The organism is Lignipirellula cremea (genome assembly GCF_056501455.1).
Genome location: NZ_CM151415.1, coordinates 5,464,882 through 5,476,814 on the forward strand (window position 1 = coordinate 5,464,882; position 11,933 = coordinate 5,476,814).

The 11,933-nt window shown below is 65.3% G+C and carries 11 protein-coding genes; 10 read left to right on the forward strand and 1 reads right to left on the reverse strand.

The window, feature by feature from the left end; genetic code table 11:
• Positions 1-87: 87 nt before the first annotated feature.
• Entirely contained in the window at positions 88-1,557 is a 1,470-nt protein-coding gene (locus SH602x_RS21375; RefSeq protein ID WP_479474219.1) for a DUF7380 domain-containing protein, read from the forward strand.
• A gap of 16 nt (positions 1,558-1,573) precedes the next feature.
• Positions 1,574-2,176: an SAM-dependent methyltransferase gene (locus tag SH602x_RS21380; RefSeq protein WP_479474220.1), complete on the forward strand. Its 603-nt coding sequence runs from the start codon at positions 1,574-1,576 to the stop codon at positions 2,174-2,176.
• A 123-nt stretch (positions 2,177-2,299) separates the two neighbouring features.
• Here SH602x_RS21380 and mnmL read toward each other — a convergent pair whose 3' ends face one another.
• Complete coding sequence (gene mnmL, locus SH602x_RS21385) at positions 2,300-3,307, reverse strand: tRNA modification radical SAM protein MnmL/YtqA (RefSeq protein ID WP_479477128.1); 1,008 nt, start codon at positions 3,305-3,307, stop codon at positions 2,300-2,302.
• Positions 3,308-3,524: 217 nt separating this feature from the next.
• Between mnmL and SH602x_RS21390 the strand changes: the two genes are divergently transcribed.
• The 8 genes from SH602x_RS21390 to SH602x_RS21425 all read left to right on the forward strand — a co-directional run bounded on the left by SH602x_RS21390 (position 3,525) and on the right by SH602x_RS21425 (position 11,916).
• Complete coding sequence (locus tag SH602x_RS21390) at positions 3,525-3,974, forward strand: FHA domain-containing protein (RefSeq protein ID WP_479470841.1); 450 nt, start codon at positions 3,525-3,527, stop codon at positions 3,972-3,974.
• A gap of 141 nt (positions 3,975-4,115) precedes the next feature.
• A complete protein-coding gene (locus SH602x_RS21395) occupies positions 4,116-4,418 on the forward strand; it encodes a Dabb family protein (protein WP_479474221.1) in 303 nt (100 codons plus the stop codon).
• Between the two features lie 148 nt (positions 4,419-4,566).
• On the forward strand, positions 4,567-5,250 hold the full coding sequence (locus SH602x_RS21400) for a DedA family protein (protein ID WP_479474222.1): 684 nt from the start codon (positions 4,567-4,569) through the stop codon (positions 5,248-5,250).
• Positions 5,251-5,344: 94 nt separating this feature from the next.
• Positions 5,345-7,948, forward strand: a complete 2,604-nt coding sequence (locus SH602x_RS21405; RefSeq protein WP_479474223.1) for a PSD1 and planctomycete cytochrome C domain-containing protein — start codon at positions 5,345-5,347, stop codon at positions 7,946-7,948.
• Positions 7,945-9,381 carry a DUF1501 domain-containing protein gene (locus tag SH602x_RS21410; RefSeq protein ID WP_479474224.1) on the forward strand — a complete coding sequence of 479 codons (1,437 nt, stop codon included), beginning with the start codon at positions 7,945-7,947 and terminating at the stop codon, positions 9,379-9,381. Before SH602x_RS21405 ends, SH602x_RS21410 begins: the two co-directional genes overlap by 4 nt.
• The gene (locus SH602x_RS21415; RefSeq protein WP_479474225.1) at positions 9,378-9,893 is read left to right on the forward strand and encodes a hypothetical protein; all 516 of its coding nucleotides are present in this window, start codon (positions 9,378-9,380) and stop codon (positions 9,891-9,893) included. Before SH602x_RS21410 ends, SH602x_RS21415 begins: the two co-directional genes overlap by 4 nt.
• Positions 9,894-10,000: 107 nt before the next feature.
• Entirely contained in the window at positions 10,001-11,374 is a 1,374-nt protein-coding gene (locus SH602x_RS21420) for an outer membrane protein assembly factor BamB family protein (RefSeq protein ID WP_479474226.1), read from the forward strand.
• 101 nt (positions 11,375-11,475) lie between these two features.
• Positions 11,476-11,916 (forward strand): hypothetical protein, encoded by a 441-nt coding sequence (locus SH602x_RS21425; RefSeq protein ID WP_479474227.1) that lies wholly within the window; start codon positions 11,476-11,478, stop codon positions 11,914-11,916.
• The last annotated feature ends 17 nt before the right edge of the window (positions 11,917-11,933 follow it).

Genomic DNA, 11,933 nt, shown 5'->3' on the forward strand with positions numbered 1-11,933 from the left:
GCGCCTGACACTCACCCTCCGCTTGACCTCGTCACCGCCGATTGCTTGATGTATTGGGAGGGACGTGCTCGCACGTCGCCCCATCCCATGTTGAAGGCTCGGTACGCCGACCTCGTTTGGGATCTCTCCTATCCTGTCCTCCGCAGGAGACCGAGCGTCGACTTCGCCGCCATCGCTGCGTCGAGCTACATCGACTCGATCACCCAGGCAAGGGTCGGACTGGGTGAAAAGCCATTGAGTTACTTCTCACGAGCGCTGAACCTCCTAGCGGCGATCGGCCGAGGAGAAGCACTTGGAGATGCCTGCTCGCGGCTCGCACGATGGGCTCTTGGGATCGACGGTCTCGAAGGCATCTGGCATCAACGGGATCTTTTGTCGCAGTTCCTTGAGTTGCCCAAGCAGTACTGGCCGGACGCAGACGCCGAGCGACTCAAGGATGCATTGGAAGCCCGTTTGCTTGACCGGGGCCGCGATGCTGACAACCTCTTCGGGCGACAAACCGTCGCAGAACTCCTCGCAAGATTTTTTCGGCGCCACAAAGACGACTGCGGCGTAAGTCGATCGCTCTGCGGTTTCCGCGATCATGTGTTGGACTTCACCAAGGAATCAGACGCTCTCTTCGCGATCGCTTGGCTTCAAGCAGCGGCTTCGCTCCTGCGTCGATTTAACCTCCCCCGGGAGGCTGGCTCAGCGGAAAGTGAGATTGCGCGTCGACAACCGGAAGTTCCATCGCAACTTGCGCCGATTTCGTTCACTCAAGAAATCCCGTATGAAGCCATGGAGGCGTTCTTGGCGGAACTTATCCGCGGTAACCTCCACACCACGATCGCCAGGATCTCCTGTCACTTCCTGCTTCGCTTCGATGAGCAACAAGCTGCTATGGCGGATCGCGACGCCTCGACCGTGTTCTCGTTGATGGCAGCACAATCCGTTGTAGATTCAAACGGACGAACGATCGCTGCGTTCGGGCCGAAGGATATGGTTTCCCGAACTCGACGCGAAATCGCCCTTCAGATTCAACTGAGGTCGATATTCGTCCAAGTTGCTCTCGATCGTATGTTTCAGACGTTTCACGTCGATGCCGAATCGCTCTTTACCGAAATCACTGGTTCAGCGATCTGGCATCCTGAAAGGCATATCATTCTCTGGAGGGCAGTCGAGGCATATTTCCGTCACGACCACGTCGTGTTTGAACACCTTATCGTGACGGAGATTGAGAGTGCAGTGCGTCACGTTGCAGCGAATGCCGGTGTCTCTGTTCAGAAGCCGCATCGGAACAACGGCTACGTCCTGAGGAACCTCGATGACTTGCTTCGATCTGACGAAGTCATCAATATCTTCGGGTCCGATTTTTGCGCCTATGCTAGTGCCTTCCTGACAGATCAGTGCGGGCTCAACGTACGGAACAACATCTGCCACGGCATTTCGACGAATCGGTCCTTTAATCGAACCATCTCGGATCGGCTTCTGATCATTACGCTGCAATTAAGCATGTTCTTTCGTACGGATTCTTCGCCCTCATCCTCATCAGTTGATGCCGCCTCGTCGGCGAACTGAGAGACAAGACGACTCAATGGACGCTCAACTCTGGAACGAACGCTACTCCCAACCCGACTACGTCTACGGCACGGAGCCGAACGAGTTCCTGGCGTCGGTCGCGGATCGCATTCCGCCGGGGCCCGTGCTGACGCTGGCGGAAGGGGAGGGGAGGAACGGGCTCTTCCTGGCGAGCCGCGGGTATGAGGTGACCGCCGTCGATCAGTCGGAGGTCGGGCTCGCGAAGGCGCGACGGCTGGCGGAGGAAAGGGGCCTGCAGATCGCGACGCAGCCGGCCGATCTCGCCGACTTTGCGATCGAGCAGGGGGCGTGGGCGGGCATCGTCTCCATCTTCTGCCATCTGCCCAAGTCGATCCGCGATCCGCTCCACGCGGCCGTCGTGCAAGGTTTGCGTCCGGGCGGCGTCTTCATCCTCGAAGCCTACACGCCGAAGCAGTTCGGTCGCGGCACCGGCGGCCCGTCTTCGCCCGAGTTGATGATGTCGCTCGACGACCTTCAACGGGAACTCGCCGGGCTGGAGTTCCTGCACGCCCAGGAACTGGAACGCGAGGTCCGCGAAGGCCTCTACCACACCGGTCTCGCCTCCGTCGTACAGATCGTGGCGCGACGTGCGGCCTGAAGTTCGAAGACGTAAGGAGACGCTCATCCGATGAGCTACGTCGCAGCAAGTCCGCGGCGCTCGACGCCCGAGCCTATCGCCGGGCGCCGCTGAATCTGCCAGCGCTTTTCCGGAGGCCGGATGCTAGGGCGTCTCATACCGTATTCCCTGCCGGGCGTCGCGGCGGAGGAATTCGGCGCGGAAGGCTTCGCGAAGGGCGGGCTTGTCCTGGGCCCAGGCGGGGCCGAGGAACCAGTCGGGAGGCGCTTCGCCGCTCAGCCGTTCGACGACCATGGCGGGCGGAAGCAGCTCCAGAAAGTCGATCGCCGTCGCCACGTAGGCGGGTCGCGACTGCAAGGCGATTCTCCCTTGCAGGTAATCGTCCGCGAGGGGCGTGTTCCGCACCACGTACAGATTGTGCAGCTTCACCGCGTCAAGGTTCAGCCGCGCGACTTCCCGCGCGGTCGCCAGCATGTCGCCGGGCGTCTCGCCCGGCAGGCCCAGCATGACATGGGCGCAGATCGAAAAGCCGCGCCCCCGGCTGCGCTCGATCGCGTCCAGGAAGTTGGCGTAATCGTGCCCCCGGTTCATCCAGGCGAGCGTGCGGTCATGGATCGTCTGCAGGCCGAATTCGACGCAGACGTACGCCCGGCTCGCCAGTTCCTCGATCAGATCGAGCGTTTCATCCGGCACGCAGTCGCTGCGGGTGCCGATGGCCAGTCCGACGACCTTCGGATGCGAAAGCGCCGCCTCGTAAATCGATCGGAGCTTTTCGAGCGATCCGTACGTGTTCGTCGCGGGTTGAAAGTAGGCCAGGAACTTGTCGCAGACGTAGCGTCGCTTCAGCCGGCTGATGCCGTCGTCGATCTGTTCCAGAATGGCCTGCTTCGGAACACGCCGGGAGGGACTGAAGCTGCGGTTATCGCAAAAGACGCAGCCCCCCCGGGCGACCGTGCCGTCGACGTTGGGGCAGGTGAACCCGGCGTCGATGCTGACCTTCTGGACCCGCTCGCCGAACTTGCCGCGGAGGAAAAAATTGTATTCGTGGTAGCGCAGGCCTGCAGCCTCCCACGGCTGCGGCGTCGCGGGCGGCAGAGCGGTCGCGCATGACGCAATTCGGCGATCGAGGATTTTCGATCCGATTTTGACGATCCTCGTAAAAGCAGGTAGATTTCTTCATACGGGCGGCGTGAACGCACGATCCGTTTTCCCGCGACTTCTCGACCCGGCGACGACTGCCGGAATTGTCGAGCGGGCGCCGGGGTACTTTTCTCGACCGGCTGCGTTCTGCACCCGACGCCGAACCCCGTCATCGTATTTTTCTATTCACGGGTCGGCAATTCGGTCTCTTGCGCGAAAGGTCTTCCTGGTGTACGGCGAACTCGTGCCCGTCGGGGGGGGCGACCCCATCCCGCTGATTCGACCGCAGATGCGCGTCGGGCGGCGGGAAGACTGCGACATCATCCTCAAATTTTCGAATGTTTCCGGTCATCACTGCGTGATGAATCTGGAGGAGGGTTACTGGTTCATCAAGGACCTGAACAGTTCCAACGGCGTGAAGGTCAACGGCGTCCGCCTGACGCCCGACTTCCGCAAGCGGATCGATCCCAGCGACGAGGTCTCGATCGCGAAGAACGTTTACACCCTGGAATACGACCCGACGACGCTCGGCGCGATGGGTCCGCCGCCGCCGGATGAAACGGGCGCCTCGATCATGGGCAAGTCGCTCCTCGACCGGGCTGGACTTAACTACAACCGCAACGCGGCCGGCCCGACGAACCCTGCCAAGAAGCTTCCCCCCCGGCGGAAAGAGGACTGATCGCTTCTGCGAGAGAAAGAGGCTGCGGATCGGCGATCCGCGGTCGAAGCTGAATCGATACAATGCGTCGCGACCCGCCCTCCCCGGAAGGCGGGTCGCTCGCATTTTCGACTCTCCCGATCCTGCATCGATTCGACCTCCATGCTCGCCCACATCGTCTACTTCACGCTGAAGGATCCCAGCCCCTCCTCGATCGACGCGCTCGTTCGCGAATGCCGCGAGTATCTCCCCGGAGAGCAGGGCGAGGTCTTCTTCGCGGTCGGCACGCTCAATCAGGAACTGGCCCGTCCGGTGAACGACCGGGACTTCCACGTGGCGCTCCATATCGTGTTCGATTCCAAGGAATCGCACGACCGCTATCAGACGGTTCCCAGGCACTTGGAGTTCATCCGCCGGAACAAGGAATCGTGGGAGAAGGTGCGGGTGTTCGACGCGAACTGCTAACGGGTGTTCGCGTCTCGCGTTCGTCTTGGCGAGCGGAGGGTGTGAGCCCTCCGTGTCAGCGAACTGACACGCTAGACATCGATGCAGAGATGCACTTGGCGATCGCAGGATGCGGAACGCGGTACCAGGGACGTAACGGAGGACGCCCATGTTCGACTGGATCGAAGGCTTCGTGGAACGGACCGGCGTCGTCGGCATTGCGGTGCTGATGTTCGCGGAGAATCTGTTTCCGCCGATTCCGTCCGAACTGATCATGCCCTTCGCCGGCTTCAACGCCGCGGAGGGGAAGCAGAACCTGATCGCCGTCATCCTCGCGGGGACGGTCGGATCGGTCGCCGGCGCCTTCTTCTGGTACGGCGTCGGCAAGTTCGTCGGCGAACAGCGGGTCCGACGCTGGGCCGGCAGGTACGGTCGCTGGATGACCGTGACGCCGAAGGAGGTCGACCGGGCGTACGTCGTATTCAACAAGTACGGCGGCTGGGCCATCTTCTTCGGACGCCTCGTTCCCGGCATCCGCACGCTGATTTCGATTCCTGCCGGCGTCGCCGATTACCCCGTTCTGCCGTTCGCGATCTACACCGCGGCGGGGAGTCTGATCTGGACCACGTTTCTGGTCCTGGCGGGCTATTTTCTGCGGGACGAGTACATTCGCCTGGAAAGCTGGCTCGATCCGCTGACGTACGTCGTCGTCGGAGGGCTTCTCGCGGTCTACATCTGGCGGGTCGCGACGTTCCAGGGAGAAGAGGAGGAGTCCCCGACGCCCCGGCGTCGGCGGTCGAAGAAACGTCGTGCGGGAAGGGGCAAATCGACGCTCCGACGGACGCAAAGGTAGCCGCGGACCGCGATTCGCCTTGAAAAAAGAGGCGAGGCGACGGATGGTTGGGGATTGAGCTTCGCTGTGCCGCCGACCGCTTGCCTGCGTTCCTATGACTCGCGTCTCGCCCCGTATCCTGACTTCGGCGAGGCTGCGGCCCCTGTGCATGCTCGCCCTGGGGCTGAGCGTCGTATGCGCGACGGGGAAGGGCTCTGAACAGGGGCTGCCCGCGGATCCCTACGCGGAGCCCTACTTTCAGCAGGCGGTGATGCCGGTGCTGGCGCGGCGCTGCGTCGCATGTCACGGCGCCGATCGACAGGCGGGCGACCTGCGACTCGACGTGCTGGCTCTGGGAGGCGACGAGGGGCGGGCGCTCGCGCAGCGTTTCGCCGTTCCGGGCGAAGCGAACGAACTGCTCCATCGCATCCGCTCGAATGATCCCGACGTCGTGATGCCGCAAGACGGCACGGCGCTCGACGAGACCGAGCGGGCAGTTCTGGAACACTGGGTCGAACTCGGCGCTCCGACAGCCCGGTGGTGGTCGCTGGCAGCGCCCCGATTCTTCGCGACGCCGGCGCCCGTCGCGTTCGCCGATCGTCCGCCCGCTTCCGACCCGATCGACGACTTCGTGCGTGCTACGCTGCGGGAACAGAACCTCATCCCGGCGAAGCGAGCGACCGACGCATGCTGGCTGCGACGCGTCTCGCTCGATCTGGTCGGGATTCCGCCGACGCCGGAGGAGATCGATCGGTTCCTCGCGGATCGATCTTCCGACGCGGCTGGCGCAGCCGATGCCTACGAGCGGACGGTCGATCGGCTGCTGGCGTCGCCTGCCTTCGGCGAACGCTGGGCGACGTGGTGGCTCGACCTGGCACGCTACGCCGACACGCACGGCTATGAATCGGACGAGCCCCGGTCGGTCTGGCCCTATCGCGACCGGGTCGTCGATTCGTTCAACCAGAATCTGCCGTTCGACGACTTCACGCGCGAGCAACTCGCCGGCGATCTGCTGCCGGACCGGTCGCGGGACCAGCTTCTCGCCAGCGGCTTTCATCGCAACACGCTCGTCAACATGGAGGGAGGCGCGAAAGAGGACGAGTACCGCGACGCCACGCTGAAGGACCGCGTCGACACCACGGCCACCGTCTGGCTCGCCGCGACGCTCGGCTGCGCCCAGTGCCACGACCATAAGTACGAACCCTTCACGCAGGTCGACTACTACCAGCTTTACGCCTACTTTCAGCCGACGACGGATAAGGCGACGCTGGCCCGCTCGGACGAGTTCGAACTCTTCTTCGGCGACTCCGAACGGAGAGCCCGCCTGGATGCCGCCGCCGAACGACGACGGGCCGTCCTGACGATGCGCAGTCCCGACTTCGCGCGACGCTTCGGCGACTGGCTGGAAGGTCTCCGTGCGGCGTCGGACGAGGAGCGGATCGCGACGCTAGGCGAAGCGCTCGCGGCGCCCCTCGGGAAGCAGACAGGTTCCGGCATCGACCCGGGTTTGCGGGTGCGACTCGAACGGAAGTTCGCCGAGGTCGATCCCGAGAACCAGGCGATGAAGGCCGATCACGAAGCGGCGGTCGCGGACGCGGAAGCCTATCGTGCCGCTACGACGGCTCATCCTTACGTGATGCGCGAAGGTCCGCCGACGCTGACGCAGGTGCAGCGCCGCGGAAACTTTCTCGACCTGGGCGACTACGTCCTGCCCGCGCCGCCCACGGCGTTCGATCTTCCGGCGCCTGACGCGCTGGAGGCGAATCGCCGGCAGCTTGCCGAGTGGCTCGTTCAGGCCGAGCATCCGCGAACGTCGCGGGTCGTCGTGAACCGCGTCTGGCAGCGGCTGCTCGGGCGGGGCATCGTCACGACGCCGGAGGACTTCGGTTTCCAGGGCGCGTACCCGTCGCACGGTCCGCTGCTCGATCGGCTGTCGGTCGACTTCGTCCAGTCGGGCTGGGATCTGAAAGCGCTCATCCGCCGCATCGTCCTGTCGGAGACGTACGCCCAGGACTCTTCCCGAGCCGAGGTCGCTCCCGAGGCGGCTCGTTTCTTCGCCGTCGGTCCGCGGTACCGGCTCGACGCCGAGCGAGTTCGCGACTCGCTGCTCGCGGCGTCGGGTCTTCTGTCGCATAGGGTCGGCGGACCGCCCGTCTTTCCGCCGCAGCCCGCGTCGCTGTTCGAGGGGCATTTCTTCGAAGGGGGCTTCACGACCTGGCCGGAGAGCCGGGGGGAGAACCGCTTCCGTCGGGGGCTCTACACGTTCGTGAAGCGGACGCGCCTCCACCCCGGCCTGCAGACTCTCAACGCGACCGATCGACGACTCTGCACGGTCACGCGACCGATGACCGAGTCGCCCGCGATCGCGCTTTACTTGCTGAACAGCCAGGAGACGCTGGAGTTCGCCTACGGTCTGGCCGCGCGGACGTTGAACGAAGCGGAGGAGCCAGACGATGCGGCGCGGCTGGCGCATGCCTACCGGCTGTGCACCGGCGAAGCGCCTTCCCCTGCGGCGGTCGCGCAGCTTCAGGAAACGCTGGACGCGCTTCGGCAGGAGTACGCTGCCGATCCCGAGGCGGCGGGCGAAACGCTTCAGGCCGCAGAGCCCGCGGCGGACGTGCTGGGCCGACCGACGGACGTGTCGGACGACGAACTGGCCGCGTGGCTTCTGGTCGCGAACGCCCTTCTCAATCTGGACGCGACGATCTCGCAACGATGAACGATCCGCTCCTGTCATCGATCGAACGGGCGAGTTCCCGCCGCGCCTGGCTGCGGCAGGGGGGGCTCTCCGCCGGGGCGATCGGGCTCTCGGCCCTGCTGGGGGGCGGTCGAATCGCGGACGCACAGCGCGCCGCCACTCTGCATGGCCGCACTCCGGAGCCGCCCCGGGCGAAGCGCCTGATCTTTCTCAACATGTCGGGCGCCCCGTCGCAACTCGACCTGTTCGACGAGAAGCCCGAACTGAAACAGCAGCAGGGGCTTCAGCCGCCGGCGAATCTGATGGCCGGCGTGCGCTTCGCCTTCATCGGACCCGAGGCGAAGCTGATGGCGTCGCCCTGGTCCTTCGCACGCTACGGCCAGTCCGGCCTGCCCCTGTCGGAGTGCGCGGCGCCGCTGGGCGAAGTCGCCGACGAACTGCTGATGGTGCATGGCGTCTCGACCGATCAGTTCAACCACGTTCCCGCGGCGCTGAAGCTGATCACCGGCTTCGCGCGGACGGGAAGGCCTTCGCTGGGGGCGTGGACGGTCTACGGCCTGGGGTCGGAAGCCGAGAACCTGCCCCGCTTCGTCGTGATGAACTCGGGCGAAGGAAATCGCACGACCGCCGACGTCTCCGGCGCCGCGTTCCTGCCGGGCCGATATCAGGGCGTGGAGCTGCTTCCGGGGCGCGAACCGATCCTGTTTCTTAAGGATCCGCCCGGCGTGTCGCGATCGATGCGGGCGAAGACGCTGCATGCGATCCGGGCGCTCGACGAAGAGACGCTCGCGGCCGACGCCGACCCCGCGACGGCGACCCGCATCGAGCAGTACGAGTTAGCGTTCAAGATGCAATCCGCGGCGCCCGAGGCCGTCGATCTGACGCGCGAATCGGCGACGACGCTGGCCGCCTACGGCGTGCAGCCGGGCGAGCGCTCGTTCGCGGCGAACTGCCTGATGGCCCGGCGCCTGATCGAGCGGGGCGTGCGCGTCGTGCAACTGAACCATGGCGAATGGGACATGCACGGCGGCACCATGGTCAGCCTGATCAAGGGCCTGCCCGAGAAGTGCCAGGAGTCGCTCCCCCCGATCGCGGCGCTTCTGAAAGATTTGAAGGCGCGCGGCCTGCTAAACGATACGCTGGTAGTCTTCGCCGGCGAGTTCGGCAGGACGCCCATGATCCAGGGAGAGCCCGGCCCCGACGCGGGTCGCGATCACCATCGCACGTTCACCGTCTGGATGGCGGGCGCGGGCGTGAAGGCGGGACACGTTCACGGCAGGACGGATGACCTGGGCTTCGCTGCCGTGGAAGGGGGCATGGACGTGCATGATTTGCAGGCGACGATCCTGCATCTCTTCGGCCTGGACCACGAGCGACTGACCTACCGCGTCGCCGGACGCGATTTTCGTTTGACCGACGTCAGCGGGAACGTTCAGAGGGATCTGTTCGCATGAGAGAAAGCGTTACAGAAGCGAGCGACGGGGGGGCGAGCCTGGCGATCTTCGAAGGAAGTCTGTCGGGCCGTCACTGGCGACAGATCGTCCGCTGCGTCGGATTCGGCGCGGGCGCCGTGCTGGTGGCCTACGGCATCGCCCGGATGGTGCAGGCGAGCAGCTTTCATCCCCTCGCGATTCTCGCCGGGATCGCGCTCGCGGCGCTCGGCGTCGGCTTCGCGATCGTCGCCGCGGGATTGATCCAGGCCCTGATCGCGGGGCAGATTCACCGCCAGGCGATCGACGACCGGGGCGTCTGGGCGTGGAGCCCCCTTCGCCCGATGTTCGTGCCCGCGGATCGCGTGCTCGCCGTGCGACCCGTTCCCCGGTTCGGCAGCGCCCGGGTCGACGTCCACGTCGTGTTTCGGGGACGGCTGACCGACGGCGGCGTCGATCTCTGGACCGATGAAGGACTCACGCATGCGGAGTTCGAGGCCCTTCGCCGGCGGCTCGCGACCCGACGCATCGCGTAACGCCGTTCGTTCGGGCCCGGAAGTTGCTTGAGTCCGAGGGAAGCCATCCTCCTGAAGTCGATAGGGACATCGACGCCGCCCCTCCTTGCGCCGTCGGAGTTCGCTCGATGATTCACGGTCTGCTTCCGCGTCACGCCTGCGCGTTCGTCGCGCTCCTGCTTGCAACCGGTTTCGCGTCGTCCAGTCGGGCCGAGGACTGGCTCCGCTTTCGCGGTCCGAACGGAACAGGGCACGCCGCAAGCGCCGTGCCGGCAGGAACGTCCGCCGCGCCGACGGAATGGGACGCCGAGAAGCACGTCCGATGGTCGGTCGCGCTCCCCGGCCCGGGCAACTCCAGTCCCGTCATCGTCGGCGACCGGATCTTCGTCACCTGCTGGACCGGTTACGCGACCGAAGGGCAGGGGAAGGGGAGCCCCAGCGAAGGCGAGAAGGGCGCTGGCGAGCTTTCCGCGCTGAAGCTGCACCTGGTCTGTCTCGATCGCGCGACGGGAGAGATCGGCTGGGACAAGAGCGTCCCCGCGCAGCAGCCGGAGAACGTTTACGAGGGCAACTTCGCCGACAACGGCTACGCCACGCATTCGGCGACGAGCGACGGCGAACGGGTCTTCGCCTTCTTCGGCAAGACGGGCGTCTTCGCCTACGACCTGGAGGGCGAGCCGCTCTGGAATTCGAACGTCGGAGACAAGCTGCGCGGCGCCGGATCGGCGTCGAGTCCGATCCTGTTCGAGGACCTGCTGATCGTCCCCGCGTTCGCGGAGAGCCAGTCGCTGATCGCCCTGAAGGCGACGACGGGCGAAGAGGTCTGGCGGACGAAGGTCGAAGGCTCGGGCGGCGCCTACTGCACGCCGGCGCTGGCCAAAGTCGACGATTCGCGGACCGATCTGGTCGTGTTCGCGTCGCCCGGCGTTCGGGGCTACGACCCGCGCACGGGCGCGGAACGCTGGTTCGCGACCACGCCGACGCATGCCTCTTCCAGCGTGCTCGTCGACGGCGACGTCGTCTATGCGGTCGAGAACAGCGAGGGGGGAGCCGCCGCCGTCCGAGCGGGCGGGACCGGCGACGTGACCGAGACGCACGTCCTGTGGACCAGCGACCCCCGCGGAAGATTCATCTCGCCCGTTCTCGTCGACGGTCGGCTCTACACGTTCCCGTCGTTCATCGCGACGACGCTCGACGCGGAGACGGGCGAAGTCCTGTCCGAAGACCGCCTCGAAAAGCCCTCCGGCGTTCGCGAAGGGGGCGCACAGTATTCTTCCCCGGTCGTGGCTGACGGGAACGTCTACTGGACCAGTCGCTCGGGCACGGTCTACGTCGTCGCCGCCGGCGAAGCGTTCCACCAGATCGCCGCCAACCGCTTCACGCAGGACGAAAACGAGTGGTTCGTCGCCTCGCCCGCCATCGTCGACGGCCAGATCTTCCTCCGATCGAGCGAGCGGCTGTATTGCATCGCGGCCGAAGCAGCACAGGCCGCGACTCGCTGAGGGGGACAGATCCCGGCGAATCCGCGCCAAGATACGCGTCCGAACGTCTCTTGGGCGGAAGCGACGGAGGCGTCGCGTTGCCGTTCGCCCGAGGGATTCCGATGCGCGCTCTGATCGGCTTCGTGGCCTGCCTGACGTTCGGGCTGTTTTCGATCGTCATCCCTCCGACGATCTTCTGGCTTCGGTGGACGTACGAGCGAACGGGCGACCGGAACCTGGCCTGGGGCTTGGTGATCGGAGTCACCATCGGCGTCGTCGTGGGACTTACCTCCGCATTCAGCGTTCGCGGCTTCGGCAGCTTCGCGTGGATGCGAGGCGCGGCGATCGCGTTCGCCACGGCGCTCGCCGTCGGCATTTCCGCGACGGCGCTGGCTTACTCGGCGATCGCGATGTTCCCCGAGCCTCTGATGCAGGCGCCGCAGGGGCCGTTCTGGATCTTCCACCCCGGCACCTACGTCGGCCTGCTCTGCACGTCGCTCGCGGCCGTCACGATGGGCCAGCTTGCCGGGCCGTGGAAGGATTTTCGTACGGCGGGTCGGTGACCCTTCCTACGAGAAGC